The organism is Klebsiella pneumoniae complex sp. WS1778 (assembly GCF_049472055.1).
In the GTDB taxonomy this organism is placed as follows: domain Bacteria; phylum Pseudomonadota; class Gammaproteobacteria; order Enterobacterales; family Enterobacteriaceae; genus Klebsiella; species Klebsiella quasipneumoniae.
Window position 1 is genome coordinate 236,850 of the sequence record NZ_JBKGTJ010000005.1, and the last position, 18,105, is coordinate 254,954.

At 55.2% G+C, this 18,105-nt stretch carries 17 protein-coding genes; 5 read left to right on the plus strand and 12 right to left on the minus strand.

Annotated elements, in window-relative coordinates; all coding sequences use genetic code 11:
- Window positions 1-58: 58 nt before the first annotated feature.
- Both ACLEXF_RS21100 and actP read left to right on the plus strand, forming a co-directional pair.
- Entirely contained in the window at window positions 59-370 is a 312-nt protein-coding gene (locus tag ACLEXF_RS21100) for a DUF485 domain-containing protein (protein WP_004206350.1), read from the plus strand.
- Window positions 370-2,022: a cation/acetate symporter ActP gene (gene actP / locus ACLEXF_RS21105; RefSeq protein WP_064178494.1), complete on the plus strand. Its 1,653-nt coding sequence runs from the start codon at window positions 370-372 to the stop codon at window positions 2,020-2,022. The genes ACLEXF_RS21100 and actP overlap by 1 nt, the downstream gene beginning before the upstream one ends.
- Window positions 2,023-2,074: 52 nt before the next feature.
- On the opposite strand, the gene ACLEXF_RS21110 is transcribed toward actP, so the two are convergent.
- From ACLEXF_RS21110 to ACLEXF_RS21140, 7 genes are all read right to left on the minus strand, one after another.
- On the minus strand, window positions 2,075-3,172 hold the full coding sequence (locus ACLEXF_RS21110) for a type 1 fimbrial protein (protein WP_004206347.1): 1,098 nt from the start codon (window positions 3,170-3,172) through the stop codon (window positions 2,075-2,077).
- A 20-nt stretch (window positions 3,173-3,192) separates the two neighbouring features.
- Entirely contained in the window at window positions 3,193-3,744 is a 552-nt protein-coding gene (locus ACLEXF_RS21115) for a fimbrial protein (RefSeq protein WP_004206345.1), read from the minus strand.
- A 35-nt stretch (window positions 3,745-3,779) separates the two neighbouring features.
- Window positions 3,780-6,371 (minus strand): fimbria/pilus outer membrane usher protein, encoded by a 2,592-nt coding sequence (locus tag ACLEXF_RS21120; protein ID WP_407259964.1) that lies wholly within the window; start codon window positions 6,369-6,371, stop codon window positions 3,780-3,782.
- Window positions 6,325-7,014: a fimbrial assembly chaperone gene (locus ACLEXF_RS21125; RefSeq protein ID WP_032426186.1), complete on the minus strand. Its 690-nt coding sequence runs from the start codon at window positions 7,012-7,014 to the stop codon at window positions 6,325-6,327. Before ACLEXF_RS21125 ends, ACLEXF_RS21120 begins: the two co-directional genes overlap by 47 nt.
- Window positions 7,015-7,073: 59 nt before the next feature.
- Window positions 7,074-7,631 (minus strand): fimbrial protein, encoded by a 558-nt coding sequence (locus ACLEXF_RS21130; RefSeq protein ID WP_072096590.1) that lies wholly within the window; start codon window positions 7,629-7,631, stop codon window positions 7,074-7,076.
- Window positions 7,632-8,140: 509 nt separating this feature from the next.
- Window positions 8,141-8,830 (minus strand): LrgB family protein, encoded by a 690-nt coding sequence (locus ACLEXF_RS21135; protein ID WP_310945365.1) that lies wholly within the window; start codon window positions 8,828-8,830, stop codon window positions 8,141-8,143.
- Window positions 8,827-9,234, minus strand: a complete 408-nt coding sequence (locus ACLEXF_RS21140) for a CidA/LrgA family protein (protein WP_002885086.1) — start codon at window positions 9,232-9,234, stop codon at window positions 8,827-8,829. The genes ACLEXF_RS21135 and ACLEXF_RS21140 overlap by 4 nt, the downstream gene beginning before the upstream one ends.
- A gap of 105 nt (window positions 9,235-9,339) precedes the next feature.
- On the opposite strand from ACLEXF_RS21140, the gene ACLEXF_RS21145 reads away from it, so the two are divergent.
- Window positions 9,340-10,221, plus strand: a complete 882-nt coding sequence (locus ACLEXF_RS21145; RefSeq protein ID WP_004177821.1) for a LysR family transcriptional regulator — start codon at window positions 9,340-9,342, stop codon at window positions 10,219-10,221.
- Window positions 10,222-10,375: 154 nt separating this feature from the next.
- Here the strand turns inward: ACLEXF_RS21145 and ACLEXF_RS21150 are convergent, their stop codons facing one another.
- The 4 genes from ACLEXF_RS21150 to soxR all read right to left on the minus strand — a co-directional run bounded on the left by ACLEXF_RS21150 (window position 10,376) and on the right by soxR (window position 15,296).
- Window positions 10,376-12,022 (minus strand): Na+/H+ antiporter, encoded by a 1,647-nt coding sequence (locus ACLEXF_RS21150; RefSeq protein WP_004206334.1) that lies wholly within the window; start codon window positions 12,020-12,022, stop codon window positions 10,376-10,378.
- Window positions 12,023-12,169: 147 nt separating this feature from the next.
- On the minus strand, window positions 12,170-13,519 hold the full coding sequence (locus tag ACLEXF_RS21155) for an NCS2 family permease (protein WP_004206333.1): 1,350 nt from the start codon (window positions 13,517-13,519) through the stop codon (window positions 12,170-12,172).
- Window positions 13,520-13,909: 390 nt separating this feature from the next.
- Window positions 13,910-14,578 carry a glutathione S-transferase family protein gene (locus ACLEXF_RS21160; RefSeq protein WP_017900107.1) on the minus strand — a complete coding sequence of 223 codons (669 nt, stop codon included), beginning with the start codon at window positions 14,576-14,578 and terminating at the stop codon, window positions 13,910-13,912.
- 259 nt (window positions 14,579-14,837) lie between these two features.
- Window positions 14,838-15,296 carry a redox-sensitive transcriptional activator SoxR gene (soxR, locus tag ACLEXF_RS21165; RefSeq protein WP_004109476.1) on the minus strand — a complete coding sequence of 153 codons (459 nt, stop codon included), beginning with the start codon at window positions 15,294-15,296 and terminating at the stop codon, window positions 14,838-14,840.
- A gap of 84 nt (window positions 15,297-15,380) precedes the next feature.
- Here soxR and soxS point away from each other — a divergent pair, with 84 nt between their 5' ends.
- Window positions 15,381-15,710, plus strand: coding sequence for a superoxide response transcriptional regulator SoxS (gene soxS, locus ACLEXF_RS21170; protein WP_023291646.1), 330 nt, complete (start codon window positions 15,381-15,383; stop codon window positions 15,708-15,710).
- Here the strand turns inward: soxS and ACLEXF_RS21175 are convergent.
- A complete protein-coding gene (locus ACLEXF_RS21175) occupies window positions 15,695-17,299 on the minus strand; it encodes an EAL domain-containing protein (RefSeq protein WP_017900108.1) in 1,605 nt (534 codons plus the stop codon). The two genes, soxS and ACLEXF_RS21175, sit on opposite strands and share 16 nt — an antisense overlap.
- 509 nt (window positions 17,300-17,808) lie before the next feature.
- Between ACLEXF_RS21175 and ACLEXF_RS21180 the strand changes: the two genes are divergently transcribed.
- Window positions 17,809-18,090, plus strand: a complete 282-nt coding sequence (locus tag ACLEXF_RS21180) for a YjcB family protein (RefSeq protein ID WP_002885064.1) — start codon at window positions 17,809-17,811, stop codon at window positions 18,088-18,090.
- Window positions 18,091-18,105 lie beyond the last annotated feature (15 nt).

Genomic DNA, 18,105 nt, shown 5'->3' on the forward strand with positions numbered 1-18,105 from the left:
TGCTGTCGCCAGCGTCCGCTGCGTGGATGACGAAAGGGAGACCTCTGGAGACGCTAAGATGAATGAACAACTTTGTCAGCGGATAGAAAATAGTGCGCATTTCAGGGAGCTGGTAGCATCACGGCAACGGTTTGCCGCCATTCTGTCAGTGATTATGTTAGTGATCTATGTGGGCTTTATTCTGCTTATCGCCTTCGCGCCAGGCTGGCTCGGCACGCCGCTGCACGCCGGGACCAGCGTCACCCGCGGGATCCCGCTGGGCATCGGGGTGATCGTCATTTCGTTTGTTCTCACCGGTATTTATGTCTGGCGGGCCAACGGTGAATTTGACCGTTTGACTAAGAGCGTTCTCAACGAGGTAAAAGCATGATCAAGAGAGTCCTGACGGCGCTCGCCGCTACGCTGCTGCCCCTCGGCGTTCAGGCCGCAGACGCCATTACCGGCGCGGTACAGCGCCAGCCGACCAACTGGCAAGCGATTGTCATGTTCCTGATTTTCGTCGCCCTGACCCTGTACATCACTTACTGGGCGTCAAAACGGGTGCGTTCGCGCAGCGATTACTACACCGCCGGCGGCAATATCACCGGTTTCCAGAACGGGCTGGCGATTGCCGGCGACTTTATGTCGGCAGCGTCGTTCCTTGGTATCTCCGCGCTGGTGTATACCTCCGGTTACGACGGTCTGATCTACTCGCTGGGCTTCCTTGTCGGCTGGCCGATTATCCTGTTTCTGATTGCCGAACGTCTGCGCAACCTTGGCCGCTACACCTTTGCCGACGTGGCGTCCTATCGTCTCAAACAGGGACCGATCCGCACCCTCTCCGCCTGCGGCTCGCTGGTGGTGGTGGCCCTCTATCTGATCGCCCAAATGGTTGGCGCCGGCAAGCTGATCCAGCTGCTGTTCGGCCTTAACTATCACGTTGCGGTGGTGCTGGTGGGCGTCCTGATGGTGCTCTATGTCCTGTTCGGCGGCATGCTGGCGACCACCTGGGTGCAGATTATCAAAGCGGTTCTGCTGCTGTTCGGCGCCAGCTTTATGGCCTTTATGGTGATGAAGCACGTCGGCTTCAGCTTCAATAATCTGTTTACCGAAGCGATGGCCGTCCACCCGAAAGGCGCGGCGATTATGAGCCCAGGCGGGCTGGTGAAAGATCCGATATCCGCGCTCTCCCTTGGCCTCGGTCTGATGTTTGGTACCGCCGGCCTGCCGCATATCCTGATGCGTTTCTTTACCGTGAGCGACGCCAAAGAAGCGCGTAAAAGCGTGTTCTACGCCACCGGTTTTATGGGCTACTTCTATATTCTGACCTTTATCATCGGCTTCGGCGCCATCATGCTGGTCGGCGCGAACCCAGTGTTCAAAGACGCGGCCGGGCAGCTTATCGGCGGCAATAATATGGCGGCGGTGCATCTGGCGGATGCGGTGGGCGGCAACCTGTTCCTCGGCTTTATCTCCGCGGTCGCCTTCGCCACTATTCTGGCGGTGGTCGCTGGCTTGACGCTGGCGGGTGCCTCGGCGGTGTCGCACGACCTGTACGCCAACGTCTTCCGTAAAGGGGCGACCGAGCGTCAGGAGCTGAAGGTCTCCAAAATTACGGTGCTGATCCTCGGCGTGGTGGCCATTCTGCTGGGCATCCTGTTCGAAAATCAGAATATCGCTTTCATGGTCGGCCTGGCGTTCTCTATTGCCGCCAGCTGTAACTTCCCGATTATCCTGCTGTCGATGTACTGGTCGAAGCTGACCACCCGCGGGGCGATGATCGGCGGCTGGCTGGGTCTGCTGACAGCGGTGATTCTGATGATCCTCGGCCCGACCATTTGGGTGCAGATCCTCGGTCATGAGAAAGCGCTGTTCCCGTATGAATATCCGGCGCTGTTCTCCATCGCTATCGCGTTCATCGGTATCTGGGTCTTCTCCGCAACCGATAACTCACCGGAAGGGATGCGCGAGCGCGAGCAGTTCCGCGCCCAGTTTATCCGTTCACAAACCGGCATCGGTATCGAACGCGGCCAGGCGCATTAAGCTTCTCCCCCTTCCCCGGCATCGTCCGGGGAAGGGGCTTATTCTGCCCCCGTCAGTTGTAGGTGAAGGTGATCACCCCTGCTGCGTTTGCTGAACCTGCTGTCACTATATTTCCCGTCTTATAATAGTTTGTGGAAAAAGCGAGCGACTGCTGAGCGGCTGCCCCGCCAGGACTGTCGGGATGGGTGAAATAGCTATAGCTGGCATCTGCGCCGTCGTTCGTTACCGTCGTACGGCTCGAGGTATAGAGGCTGATGTCGGTATTCAGCGGCAGCGCTTCGCCATCCAGATTCAACTGGACCCCCACCCCGGTGGCAACATTCTCTTCTGCCGTTAAGGCCATTACGGTGTTATCAGGATTATTCCCACTCGCTTCCGCCGCCACCACCCGCATCGAAACATTGGTTCCCGGCTCGCAAAAGAGATTCATGGACTGCCGCGCTGATCCTACCTTCGTCGCGCTATTAAACTCGCCGGTATTGATGCTGCCCATGGCAAAACTAAGATTATTGCTACTGACATCGCACCCCATCGGGATCATCTGGATGCTGGTGGTTCCGCTGATATGCAGTTGGGAAATCGCTACCGAGCCTGACTTATCCTTTGCCGATACCGTCGCCACCGGGTCGTTAAAGGATAATGTACTATTGCTGGCAATCGCGCCGCCAGTCGCTACCAGCTGCAGCTGATACGCCGGGGTGTAATGTGTGGAAGCGAAGTAATCTAAAAAGCCATTAGGCTCACCGAGTTTAAAGTTGGCATCGCCGATATAATGCACCTGCGAGTCGGGAGTGAAATCATTTGTATCGTTCTCATATTCACCACTGATATTAAGCCACACTTTAACGCGTATCCCGATCCCCTGCACCGAGGTGGTATAGATGTTATCGCCGACCAACGCCCCGGCATTGCTCGAAGACCAGGCAAACACCGCGTAAATTTGCCCCTGGCAATTGAGCATAAACGTTTGCGCGTGATTCATTTTCCCGGAATCGTACAGCACCGTACCCGCGGTATAATTTCCGGCGTTGATCAGTATTTTTTCCGGCAGGTTAGTCATCGAGATATCGCCATAATTTTTCCCCTCACATAACGCCCAGCTGTAGGAGGGGATCAGCACCACAATGAAAAATAAAATAAGCTTTTTCATAAACTTCCCTGTCGAAATCATTATTTATAAGCCACATCAAACGTGGCGGTAAAACCGACAATGCCGGGACTCACCTGGCCATAAGGTGAGTACATCCGTGCCGCCATGGTGAACGTGTGGATGTCCGCTTCGCTATCAAAGGTGAAGAGATACTGGTTATCGGGGCCCAGCGGCTGCTGGTCGGCCATGCTGAGCAGTTGCAAACCAACGCCGGTGGCCCCGCTATTGCCTGTCATATAGTTTTTATAGATCGAAGTATGGGTTTCATCGAAACCAGCCCCACTGAATGTGATCGTCACTGCCGACGCATAGGCGGAACAGTTGGAAAAGAGCAGCTTAACCGGCACGCTGGCGCTGCTCGATCCCGCTTTTCCGGAGAACGTCTGATAGGGAACGGTGCCTAAATCAATACGATTCGACGGCTCCACGGCCACCTCACAGGAGGGCGCTTCGATCGTGCCCGTAACCTTAAAATTGACCGTGCTGTTGCTCTCGTAAGCCAACCCGGGAGCGGAGAGCAGTAAAAGGCTAGCCAGTACACAGCCCCCTGCTCCGCAGTCTTTAATGCTCATATCAGCCCTTTTTTCCTGTTGCGAACGTACGGCCATTATCGGCAGATGGCCTGATAAAACTGAATATTGTCGCTCAGCGTGGTGCTGGAGAAATCATAATGAGCGGTGCACTGCTCACTGCTTTTGTCCCCCCAGCGTGCTAGCAGCTGGCCTTTTTTCTGCAACCCCGTCAGGTAAACCTGCCCCTCATCGCCAACGATATTGCTGCGCGAGACGCTGGTGTTAGGCCGGGCGTTATCGAGGGTCACCAGCGCGCCGAAGGGCACCACCCCGCTGCGGGTGCGCAGTATGAGCATCGCCTTATAGCCAATTCGCGTGTCATACTGCACTTTGACGATCGCGTTGCGCGTCGGTACCACCGTTCTGGCAACGTTATCCACTTCAGCGCCGGGGATTTCCTGTTCATCCAGCGCCAGGCTATTACGATGGTATGGACGGACGTAGGGCACCACGGCATATCCGGTGGCATCCGTCGTCACGTTTGTCTGGCCGCGCACCGTCACATCGCTGACGCCGGGGGTCTCGACCAGCGCCGAACTCTCCCCCAGAAAGCGTGACAGCGTGAGCCCACCTGAATGGGCGACCATGCCGCCGCGCAGCGAATAGTTGTAGTGATTGCTGTAGCGGTCGTAGCCATAGCCGCCCGCCACGTCGCCTTTTGCCCCCTGGTAGTTGACGCTGAGGTTGCCGGAAGTGCTCTTATCCTGGGTGTTGTACCCTTCCAGCACGCTCCAGTTCAGGGAGCGATCCTCGAACGCTGAACCGTTAAGTCCCACGCTGTGCGTGGTGTCGTTATGGCGGCCATGGTTCATGGTGTAATTCGCGGAGAGTGAGTCTCCCAGCGGAATGCTTAACGTCAGGGAGACGACCGTATCGCTGGCCGGCCGGTTATGACCGCTGTCATCGGTGTTCTGCACGTTGCGGTTATAGGAATAGTTAATAAAGTAGGAGGCTTTGCCGATTGCTCCGCTATAGCCCACCCCGACCGACGCCATGCGCGAGTTGTCCCAGTAGGTTTCATTGATCAGCGACAGCGAAAGTGAGCCATAGCCAAACAGCGTCTGTGACACCGAGGCGTCAAAACGGCCTTTCGTTCTGCCGTTGCTGGTACAGCAGTCATACTGAGTGGAAGCGTTATCGACAAAATCCTGAAACGAATAGTATCCCGCGGTGGAATAGCGATAACCGGCCACGGAAAAGTTGGTCCCGGTCTGGAGAAAACTTTTGCTAAAGCGGACGCGATAAGATTGCCCCTGTTCTTTACTGGTCGATGTGGCCGCGGCGTTGGCGTTGACATCAGCCCATGACTGAGAACCATCAAATGAGAGGGCGCCGATAGTCCCAAGATTAAAACCGGCGCCTAACAGCAAGTTGGTGTATTTATCTTCCGCCTGCTGAAAGCCGCTATAAAGAGTAACGTTGCTGGTCACGCCATAAACCAGAGAGGACTGAATAAAGTTATATTCTTTATCGTCGGAGCTACCTGAGCGCGTTCTGCCACTGCTCAGCGCATAGTCCAGCTGGCCCTCGCGCTGCAGGATCGCCAGCGAGGCGAATGGCACCACAAAGTTTTGCTCGCTGCCGTCAGACTCTTTAATGCTGACGTACAGATCGCCGGCGCTGCCGGTGGCGTAAAGATCTTTTATTTCAAAGGCGCCGGGTGCAACGGTGGTTTTATAAATGCTATAGCCATTCTGATAGACCGAGACCTCAGCGGTGGTACGCGCAATACCCTTGATCGTCGGCGCAAACCCGTGAAGGCTATCCGGCAGCATCTCTTTATCTGAGCTGAGCTGTAGGCCGGTAAAGCTCATGCTGTCGAAGATGCCGGACGACGTATAGGTGTTGCCCACCACCAGTTGACTGCGCAGGGTTTGGATATCGCGGGTGATATAGGAGTATACCGACTCCCAGCGACTGCTATTGTCGCTGTGGCTATAGGTGCTGTAGTTGCGCAGGCGCCACGGCCCCAGGTTCACGCCAGGCTGCAGGCTGATAAACTGGCTGTCGATAGTCGCGCCGTTATGTCGCGGGGTATTGCGCTGCCCGGAAATGCTGTAGTTGAGAATACCGGCGTTAATCCCCTGCTGCCACTGGCTCTCCGGCACATAGTCCCTGGGGCGGTTCAGCATGGCGGCTTGTGGGACGGTAAAATCTATCCGCTGTTGGGCAAGTGAAACCGTAAACGTCACGCCCGGGATCGCCGACAGCTGAGCACAGGTTTTTCCTGCCTCGAACAGCTTCGGATAGGCGGCGGTATTGATGAGCCATGAATGAAGAAACTCCGTAGAAAGACAGGGAGTCACCGTTGCGTTTGCACCAGCGTCAGGGTTATTTACCTGAAACAGGAGCGATTCAGAACCGACATACTTATCATTGATGAAAACATCCAGGTAATAAGTACCCGGCGGTACGCCATCTTGCGAAAAATAAGACAGATCAACTGAAGTCGCACTATTAGCGGTGACTTCGAGTAGGTTTGGGTTGAAATATTCGCCGGCCTCAGCGCAAGTAGGTAGGGTACTCAGGCACAGAAAAATAGCGACGCAGAGACTTTTAGTTGGAAATAGCGGCTCAATCCTACTGAATAAGAGCGGTATATTTCTTCCCTGACATACCATAATCATTAATCACGCTCCATGTGATTTCTTTTTTTCCTGCCGAGGACAGGTTACTCCTGACGGGTATTTTTAAAGTCGAAAACGGGGCTGCAAACCATGCACCAGAAATATTTTTACCGTTAAGACTAACCTGCGAGAAATTCATATACACTGGTGAACTATTTTTTACCGTTAGGGTCGCTCCTTCTTTACCCCATTGTAATTTGTCGGCATAGCTTTCTGGTGTATTACCTTTTAACGCGGCAGGCCGGTAAATTAATTTTATTTTCGAGTTGATAGCAAACTGCACGACATTTTTATCAGGAATATATTCCGTCGCCGGGATCCCTTTAATATTTAGCCAAAACATGGATTCGCGGTCGTCTGGTAACATCTTTCCTGAACGGACAATACGCACAAATCCTTTTTCTCTGGCTTTAAGACGAAATAGCGGTGGTGTAATAATAAATGCATCTTTTGCTGGTGAAGCAGCATCAACCACAGAGAGCCAGGACTGCACGATATTGCTGTTCTGATCTTTATTCTCAACGCTAATAACGGCGTTATTCTTCGTACCATCAAAGACAAGGCGCGTACCGCCAACCACCACGCTGGCTTGCGCGATAGAAGACGACAGCACTAAACCAACCACAAAAAAAGGATATCTCATACGCTTAAATAAGGGGAATAACAGACGATCCCCCTTTCTCCCTTCAATAAAATGCAGAATTAATGATAGGTCACGTTATAAGTTACCGTTGTCTGAACGGCACCCTTTGTCGGTTCACCAGAGCCCGATTTCACCATCTTAACGGTGAACGGAATCGTTGCGGCACCGGAAGAGATATCGACATCGGAACCTTCTTCGTTATTTTTCATCAGGCTACCGGCTTCGTCATACAGCGCCACAGCGACGCCCGTTGCTGCGTCTTCCGTAGCCTGGTTTTTAAAGTAATCGCTATTCGCGGTATCGGAAACCCCGCCGAAAGTCACGCGGGCGGAGTTATTTCCCCCCTCTTCCACCGTCGGGCAATCCGCTAAGCTAAAGGAGAAATTTTTGGCTGCGCCGAAGGTATACGCTTTCAGGTCCGCCACCGAGGTGGTACCCATATCAATGGCAGTCACACCGCCATCGATGGTCGCCGTACAGGTAGTATCTGAAACAATGCCATTAAAGGTAATGGTGTTATCAGCCTGGGCAACGGTAGACAGCGCGCTGCAGGCAGAGAAAATCAGGGCACCTGCCAGAAATTTTTTACTCATCTTCATATTTATTCCCATATCCATTATAAACGACAATCAGTCCGTCAATTGCTTTATGCAGCGATATTAGAGAATGAAATTCAATCAGCGCGGCGTCATGCCGGCATTTACATGCTATCGGCTTGATGACAGGCACTATTATGCAGAAATAAACGACCCACTATGAATCCATTCAATAATACAAGCTCGCGTAAAAAGAATAACTAACACATGGTAAAAATTCAATTATCAACAGATATGCTATTTTTTATACAACGCGTATTAAAAGATTATCGGCGCGACATAAAAAACCTTAAAAATCACTTGGATAAGCAGTTATATAATTCGTGAAAATAATAAAAACACTGAATTATATTTAGATTGCAATTAAATAACCGACGCCATTGAAATATTTTCTTACAAATTAAGGAGAAACATAAGAATCGACTTAATCTTTTATGATGAGTAATAACGGGTATAAACAAAAACAGGGGAAAATAGTCCACAACTATTCTCCCCCTCAATATTTCATAATATCCGGTTACGGGACCATGTTAAAACAGCAGCCAGCGCACGACCGGCGCAGCCAGCACCACCACTACGCCTGACAGCATCATCACCAGGCTGGCCACCACGCCCTCCTGCTGGCCCAGCTCATACGAGCGCGCCGTTCCCGCACCATGGGAAGCCGCGCCGAACCCGGCTCCTTTCGCCATCCCCTCCCGGATAGCAAGACGTAAGAACAGCATATCTCCCACCGCCATGCCAAACACGCCGGTGATCACCACAAACAGCGCCACCAGATCGGGTTGACCGCCGAGCGGTTTCGCCGCCGCCAGCGCAAAGGGCGTGGTCACCGAGCGCACCGCCAGGCTACGCTGAATTTCGTCAGACAACATCAATCCGCGCGCCAGCCACACGGAACTGGTCACCGCTACCACCACCGCCGTCACCACCCCTGCGCTGAGAGACATCCAGTGGCGTTTAATCACCGCGACATTTTCATACACCGGAACGGCAAAGGCGATGGTCGCCGGGCCCAGCAGCCACAGCAGCCAGTGGGTCTCTCCCATATAGCTCTGATAAGAGATATGGCCTACCACCAGAATCAGCACCAGCAGGATCGGCGTGAACACCAGCGGCATCAGAGGGAGTTTATGAAAACGTCGATACAGTTTTTTGTTGGCGTAATAGAGGACCAGCGTCGCCACCAGGCACAGGATACTCAGCACGGCATCGCTCATTTTTTTAACCTGCCCACTTCGTAACGATAGACCTTGTCAACGACCCAGGCGGTGGCGCCGAGCACCATCAGCGTGCTTAAGGCAATCACCAGAAATATCCGCCAACCATCGACCATCAACAGCTGGGCGTAGTTCACCACCGCGACCACCGCCGGGACGAAAAACAGCAGCATCTCCGCCAGCAGCCAGCGGGCGCCGGCGCGCACCCAGCTTACCGGTATCACCCGGCAGACGATCAGCAGCAGGAGCATCACCATGCCGACCAGGTTAGCCGGCAGCGGTACCTGCCACCTGTTCACCAGATATTGTGCGAAGATGAATAACCCGACGTAGAGAAGTACCTGTACCGGGATCTGAAGTCGTTGCGCCACGGCGGGGGCAACGCGAGCTGGCGCGAAGGCCATGTGCGATAGTCCTGAAAAAAAGAAGTCAGGCGAGCAGTATAGAGAGCCGCCGAAGCGGACAGAAATGAATTAAAATCATCGCAGGTATAGTCTCAGGGAATAATTATGGATATCCGAACGCTGCGCTATTTCGTTGAAGTGGTTCGTCAGCAGAGTTTTACTCGCGCGGCGGAAAAGCTGTTTGTCACACAGCCCACCATCAGCAAGATGCTCAAGAATCTCGAAGATGAGCTGAACTGCACGCTGTTGATCCGCGACGGCCGCAAACTACTGCTCACCGATACCGGGCGCGTCGTTTTTGAACGCGGCCAGGCGATCTTGGGCGAGTTCAGCCAGCTGGAGTCAGAGCTGAGCGATATCAACCACCTGCATAAAGGGGTGCTGCGGCTTGGCATTCCGCCGATGGTCGGGATGCTGATGGCCGAGCCGATCAGTCGCTTCCGCCAGCGCTATCCGGGCGTCGAGCTGAAGATCGCCGAGTTTGGCGGCCTGACGGTCCAGCAGGCGGTCAGCAATGGCGAACTTGATATGGCGATGACCGCCCTGCCTGTCGAGGAGGATAGCAGCCTCACCATTCTGCCGTTGTTCAATCACCCGCTGTGCGTCCTGACGCCAAGAACCGCGGAGTGGGAAGGTAAAACCTCGCTCTCGCCGGCCGAGCTGGCGTCGCATCCGCTGGTTATCTACAACGAGGAATTTGCCCTTAGCCAGCAGCTGATGCGGCTGTTTGCCGAGCATGACGTGAAGCCACGTATCGCGGTGCGCAGCGGCCAGTGGGATTTTCTCGCCGCCATGGTGCAGGCGGGCATTGGCGTAGCGATCCTGCCGGAACCGATTTGCCAGCGTCTCGACCGGCAGAATTTTTGCTGGATCCCGTTGCAAAGCGAGCTGCGCTGGGAGCTGGGGATGATTTGGCGGGAAGGCGTATATATGTCGCGCAGCGCTGAGGCCTGGCTGGCGTGCAGCAAAGCGTTCTGGCTGGAATAATTCCCTGGTGACAACGCGTTCCGCAAGGGAAGGGGTAGCCCGGGTCAGGCGCTTGCGCCGCTGCCCGGGTTTCCCCCGGTCGCGCTAACGCTTACCGGGGCTACACATTTACTGCAGTCTCGCCAGTTAAGCGTCGCGCTATCCGGATTACAGGTTATTGATCTTCGATTAACAGCGCTTCCAGCAGGTCGAGATCGTGGAGCAGCTTCTGCAGCGTCTCGTTACTGATCTGCCGGGTGGCGCGCAGATGATACAGCTCGCCGCGCTCAGAGCGCAGCGCCGCCAGGCGGAAGCGGCGTTCCAGACTCTCTTCGAGCATAGAGGTTTCCACGTCGTTACGCCCATCGGCGCGCCGGCGCAGGTTACCGATCACCCGCGAACTGACTTCGGTCAGCAGCTGGTTATCGATATTCTCTTTGGTATCCGCCGCCAGCCGCTCTTCCATCTTCTGGATCGCCACAATCGCCACGTCCGCCGTCGCCGCCCGCGCCAGACGCTCCTCTTTCCGCTGCTGCACATTATCGCTCGATTCAATGTGACGCAGCAGGATCGGCAGCGCAATCACCCCAACGAACAACGAGAACAGGATCACCCCGGCGGCGAGGAAAATCAGCTCATAGCGCGCCGGAAAGACATTCCCGTCCGGCAGCAACAGCGGAATAGAGAGCACACCGGCGAGGGTAATCGCCCCGCGCACCCCGGCAACGGAGGAGATCAGCAGCTCGCGCGTGGTCCAGGAGCCAAACTCCATCGGTTTCTTCTTCAGGAAGCGCTGGCTAAGCTTACGCATCGACCACAGCCAGCCAAAACGTACCAGCATCAGCGCGGCATAGATCAGGATGATGTCGGTAAACAGCATCCAGGTCTCGACGTTGGGGTCGGCTTCCGCCGCCACCAACGAGCTGGAGAGGATATCCGGCAGCTGCAGGCCCAACAGCAGAAACACCATGCCGTTAAAGACAAACTCCAGCATCGCCCAGGTGCTGTTAGCGCGCAGGCGCATCGCCAGCGGCGCGGTACGCATCACGCCGGAACGGGTGATGGTCATCCCTGCCGCCACCGCCGCCAGAATGCCGGAGACGCCGATATGTTCGGCGATCAGGTAGGAGGCAAACGGCAGCAGGAACAGCAGGACGATCTGCGTGGCGGGCTCGTCACCGCCCCAGCGGCTGAGGAAGCGCATCGAGCGGCCATACGACCAGCTCACCACAAACCCGGCCAGCACGCCGCCAATCGCCACCTTCAGAAACTCAACGGTGGCGCCGCCGACGGTAAAGACCATGGTGCCCATCGCCACCGCGACGGCAAACTTGAGCGAGACCAGGCCGGAGGCGTCGTTCATTAGCGCCTCACCCTGCAGAATGCCCATGATTTTTTTCGGTATCCGCCCTTCCCCGACGATACCCGAGAGCGCCACGGCATCGGTCGGCGACAGTACGGCCGCCAGCGCGAACGCCGGGATAAGCGGAATGCCCGGCACAATCCAGTAGATCAGAAAGCCGATGCCGACCACCGTCACGACCACCAGCGCCAGCGCCAGGCCAAGGATCTCGCGCCCGTGCTCAATGAATTCGCGGGTCGGCGTTTTCCAGCCGTCGGCGAACAGCAGCGGCGGGATAAACAGGACCAGAAACAGCTCTGGATCAAATTCAACGTGCAAACCAAAGGTCGGCCACGCCAGAAGCGCGCCAATGGCGATTTGCATCAGTGGGAGTGGAACCTGAAAGGGCAGTACGCGCGTCACTACCCCGGAGAGTGAGACCACAAGGGTCATGATGAGGATGGTAAAGAATATTTCCATGTGTTCCCTGTTTGCTGCGTTTTCTTTTATACCTGTGAGGCGTCTTGCCTGTGAATCATACGCTACCCAGATTAACGCAAATGGAAACAGGATGTGGCTTAAAAATAAAACGGGCGGCCTGAGCCGCCCGTGAGGAGCACAAAGGGTTTAAATCGCCCACCCGCCGGCGTAGAAGACCACCAGCGCCACCGCGATAATCACCGTGCCGAGGTTCAGCTTACGCCACTCGCCGGAGACCAGGCGGCCGATCACCAGGGTCGCGAAACCGATCATAATGCCGGTCACGATGTTACAGGTCAGCACGATAAACACCGCGGTGATCAGGCCAGCCATCGCGTCGACGAAGTCGTTGAAATCGATTTTCGCCACGTTGCTCAGCATCAGCAGGCCGACGTACATCAGCGCCGGCGCGGTCGCGTAGGCCGGCACCAGATAAGAGAGCGGAGAGAGGAACAGGATCAGCAGGAACAGGACCCCTACCGTCACCGCGGTCAGGCCGGTTTTACCGCCGGCTGCCGTACCCGCCGCCGATTCGATATACACCGCCGCCGGCGCCGCCCCGACTAAGCCAGAGAAGACGCTGCTCAGGGAGTCGGTGGTCAGCGCTTTACCGCCGTTGATGATCTGTCCGTCTTTGTCCAGCAGGTTCGCCTGACCGGCCACCGCGCGGATGGTGCCGGTGGCGTCAAAAACCGCCGTCATCACCAGCGCCAGCACGCTGGGCAGCACAACCGGATTCAGCGCGCCGACGATATCCAGACTGCCAATCAGCGAGTTGCCCTGGTCATCGCTCAGGGATGGCATGGCGAAAATCCCGGAGAAATGGACGTTAGGATCGAAAATCAGGCCGACAATCGACACGCCGATAATGGTCAGCAGAATACCGCCCGGTACCTTCATTTTTTCCAGACCGATGATCACCGCAAGGCCAATCAGCGACATCACCACCGGGAAGCTGTCAAAGTTCCCCAACGCCACCGGCAGACCGTCCAGCGGGTTTTTGATCACCAGGCCAACGCCATTGGCGGCAATCAGCAGCAGGAACAGACCGATCCCGATCCCGGTACCGTGGGCCACGCCCTGCGGCAGGTTGCGCAAGATCCAGCTGCGGATGCCGGTTGCCGAGATCACCGTAAACAGGACGCCCATCAGGAATACCGCGCCGAGCGCCACCGGAATACTGATGTGCTGCCCCAGCACCAGGCTGAAGGCGGTGAAAGCGGTCAACGAGATAGCGCAGCCGATGGCCATCGGCAGGTTTGCCCATAATCCCATCGCCAGCGAGCCAACGCCCGCCACCAGACAGGTAGAAACAAACACCGCGGCCGGCGGGAAGCCCGCTTTTCCGAGCATGCCCGGCACCACGATGACGGAGTACACCATTGCCAGAAAGGTAGTAAGACCTGCAACAATCTCCTGACGCACGGTGCTGCCGCGCGCCGAAATTTTAAACCAGGCGTCTAATGAACCGCCGGTACGCGCTGAAGGCGTAGACATAGAAAACTTCCCCTGAAAATTTTTATTGTTCGTTGGTATGCGTGGTGGACCCTCCACTGCCAGTTAAACGCGATCTCCTTGTACCGAATCGCAGCGCCAGGGGGGCTGCAAAAAAGCAAACGTTTAACTCCACGCATACACTACGGTGTGTCAACCTTGTCTCCTCCCCCTGGATAGCAGATAAAAGAGGGAGCAAAACAGAAAGGCAAACGATTATCCGGCCTTTAGATAACCCTTTTCAACCGATGTTTATCGTATTTCGCTAAATTTCGCTTATGACGAACAGAAAATAACCAGCTGATGCGCAAACGTTATCGTCCATGCGCAATCCGCTAACAATTTTTTAGTCAGTTGCTTTCATTTAGCCGCGTCATCGGATCCGCTGATACCTCAGGCGCCGGGTAAGGTGAAGGGGCCGCCGCGCTCGATGGCCCGCTGCCAGGCCGGGCGCTGCTCTACCCGCTGTCGCCAGGCCTCGATATGGCGAAGATCATCCATGCCGCCGCGGGACAACAGCGCCATCACCGGGAAGCTCATCTGGATATCGGCCATGCTCAGCTGCTCGCCGGCAAACCATGGCCGCGTGGCCAGATGGTTGTCAATGAACCGCGCATGGGTGGCCAGTTGGGGATCGAGCCACGCTTTCTGGATACCTTTGCCCAGCAGCGAGCCCAGCGAGCGGACGCCAAAGGGCACCGGAGGTCTGCCGAGGCTGGCGAACACCAGCTTCATTAACAGCAGCGGCATCAGCGAACCTTCGGCATAGTGCAGCCAGAAGCGGTACTGCAGTTTGTCATCTGTGCCCTGCGGCTTCAGCAGCCCATCGCTGTCCCAGCTCTCCTGCAAATACTCAAGGATCGCTCCGGACTCCGCCAGCACATAGCCGTTGTCTTCCAGCACGGGCGATTTACCCAGCGGGTGGATTTTCTTCAATGCCGCTGGCGCCAGCATCGACTTTTCCCGCTGATAGCGGACTATCTGATAAGGCAGCTGTAGCTCCTCCAGCGCCCACAGTACGCGTTGCGATCGTGACTGATTAAGATGATGTACCGTCAGCATGGGCCTCTCCCGTCGTTTGTTCAAATTAACTATAGGAACAGGCGCTGATTGCCGGGAAAATTTCGGCAAAATAGTGAGGAAAAAACGGCGGCAGATGCCATAGTTAAAGTGTCGACGCAAACCGGAACCTCCATCAACAGATTGCGCAATACTGAGGGACGTCGACGTCGGGGGAAACCCTCTCGTGAACCAACGAGATAATGCGAAAGACCAAGACCGGAAAACAACTAAAGCGCCCAGTTGTGGCGCTTTAGTTTTTTTAATCCTCCTCCAGCAGCCGGGCGCCGGTCCCCTCTTCCCCCAGCTTATCGCCCGGGTTACGTAGCGGGCAGTCGCGCCGCGATAAACAGCCGCAGCCGATGCAGCCGTCGAGCTGGTCGCGCAGCGCCGTCAGGGTGTGGATACGCCGGTCAAGCTCCTCGCGCCACTGTGATGACAGCATTTTCCACTCTTTTGCGCTGAGATTGTGCCCTTCTGGCAGCACGCCAAACGCGTCGCCGATGGTGGCCAGCGGGATGCCGATACGTTGCGCAATTTTGATAATCGCCACCGCGCGCAGGACATCGCGCCGGTAGCGCCGCTGATTGCCGGCATTCCGCTGGCTGTGGATCAGCCCTTTACTCTCATAAAAATGGAGGGCCGAGACCGCCACGCCGGTTCGTTTTGCCACTTCCCCGGGCGTCAGCAGCATTTTGATGCGGGGTGATTTCTTTTCCATAAAGCGCTTTACCTCAAGTTAACTTGAGGAATTATACTCGCCCGCAGACAAAACGACGAATCGAGAATTGAGAGAGGCCGCTTTATGTCCCATCAGGATATTATTCAAACACTGATTGAATGGATTGATGAACATATCGATCAACCACTTAACATTGATGTAGTCGCCAGAAAGTCAGGATACTCGAAGTGGTACCTGCAGCGGATGTTCCGCACCGTGATGCATCAGACGCTGGGGGATTATATTCGTCAGCGCCGCCTGCTGCTGGCGGCGGAGGCGTTGCGAACCACCCAGCGGCCGATCTTTGATATCGCTATGGATCTGGGCTATGTCTCGCAGCAAACCTTCTCGCGGGTATTCCGCCGGGAGTTTGACCGCACCCCCAGCGACTACCGCCATCAGATCTCCGCGTGACGCGGCGGCTGAGGCACGTTCACGGGCGCGGGCGCATTGGCTAACCACTGCATAAATTCCCGCGCCGGCATCGCTTTCGCAAACAGCCAGCCCTGGCAATACTGCACGCCGCGCTTGTAGAGCCAGCTTACCTGCTCCGGCGTCTCCACGCCTTCCGCGATAGTCTTTAAACGCAACCCGCGCGCCATCTCGATGATGTGCTCGGCAATGAGGTGGCTGGTGTTGTTGGTGGTCAGCGTATCAACGAAGGTTTTATCGATTTTAAGGATATCGACGTTCAGGGCGTGCAGATTATGCAGATTCGAGTAGCCAGTGCCGAAATCATCGATGGCAATTTCATAGCCCGCTTCGCGAAACGCCTGGATCACCGGCGTGGTCTTCGGCACGTCGATAAACCCCCGCTCGGTAACTTCGATTTTGATCTGTCCGATACAGACCGCATAGCTGCGCGCTTTCTCACTGATCTGTGAAATCAGCCGCGCCGAGTGGAAATCCGACGCAGAGAGATTGATCGCCACGTACAGCTGCGGATGGCTGGCAAGAAACTCGCCCATTTCGTAAAACAGCTCATCCACCACGTAGTCCGTCACCTGGGCAATCATGCCTTCATTTTCCGCCAGCGGAATAAACTCCGCCGGGTTCATCACCGGGCCGTCAAACCCAGGCCAGCGCAGCAGCGCTTCCGCTCCGACGCAGCGGTTATTTTTAATATCGATAATCGGCTGGTAGTGCAGGCGCAGCTGGCGGCAGCTCAGAGCCCGCTGCAGCATATTGCGCGGCGAGTGATACTGCCGGCGGGTGCGCGACCACACCAGCACCAGTAAAATACTGCAAATGATCCCCAGCGGCAGCGTCAGGCTGGCCTGGTCACAAAAGTTGTGATAATAGCTGGCCCGCGAGGTGGACATAATGACGGCGATCGGCCGGATAGCGGAGCGGGCTATCGTATACACCCGGCCATTCTGATTAAAAAAGGTATCGCCTTCGCGAATCAACGCATGAAGTTCCGCGGGCTCGACATTGTTACTGACCGAGAAAAAGAGGTTGGTTTTGGTATCAAATACGCCATAGGCTAAATCGCGATCGCTGGCGATTACCGAGCTGTACGAGAAGGGATTGACCACCACCACATAGGGCCCCTTCTGCATATAATTCATGGCAAAGCCCGGATAAAACGGCGTGTCCCGGTAATAGTAAATCGCGACATCCGGCTTTTTGGTGTAATTGGCCGCCGGCATCCGCCAGCCGGTTTGCTGATGAACGGACGTTGAACAGATAAAGCGCTGGCCGTTAGCGTAGATCAGATCTTCCACATACAGCAGGCCACGAACGATATGCAATAAATAACGCTGATGGTCCGCTGAGCATAGCTCCCCGCGATACTGGCTGGCTTTCGCCCGGGCCTGATCCGCTTCGCGGATGACCATTTCCGTTTTTTGCAGCGCCAACTGCGAAAATGAGTGTAATTGATCAATGGTTTCGGCTTTCGCCCGCAGCTGGGCAAACCACAATGCCAGTACCACTGGCAATAAAATAACCAAACCCGTTCCGATGAGCCTTAGCGCCTTATGCGGCGCACTGTCACCCATTTACGCTTACATCCATGCGATATGCCTTAATTAAGGTAGACCAAACACGTTAGCAATCGCGACTGCGATAGACATCAGCAGATTTTCTGCCAGCCCTCACGGGCGTCAGCTTTACCCCTGATGGTGAAGAATAATACTTATTTATCAGGTATTCGGAAGATATTCCGCCAAGATTAAGAATAGACGCGTATCTGACTCGGTTTCTCCGTGTAATAAACAAGAACAGGTAATAAAACCCGCAGAATAATAATCATTAGCAAGGCAATGAAAATAAGATCATCGGGGGTTGCTCACTAATATCCACACAAATAACATTGCTATTAAACGCAGCGAAAGCTCATTTTTTGACTGGTGAAGAAAGCGCCAAGTGTGATATAGTTCACACAAGTTGATGAAACAGAAATGGCGTTTCATCACTCTCTAGTACGCCAGTTGAGACCAGAGCGCTATGCCATCGTCAGTCGCGCCAGGTCGTCCATGGCTCCCCGACTTTCTTTGAGGATAGGTTAATGGCTTCCATTACTACCAGTGTCGTGTTGTTGCGCTGGCCCCTGGTGAGCGCAGTACTCATGTTTCTCGCCAGCTCACTGAATATTCAGCTTCGCAAAAGCGATTACGCCGGTCTGGCGGTGATCTGCAGCTGCCTCGGCCTTGCCGCCGCCTGCTGGTTCGCCACCGGTTTGCTCGGCATCACCCTGCTCGATATTGCCAAAATCTGGGGCAATATCAAAGATGTGATGATTGAAGTCATGAGTCAGACGCCGCCAGAATGGCCAATGATGATGACCTGAGGTTAAAAAGCTTCC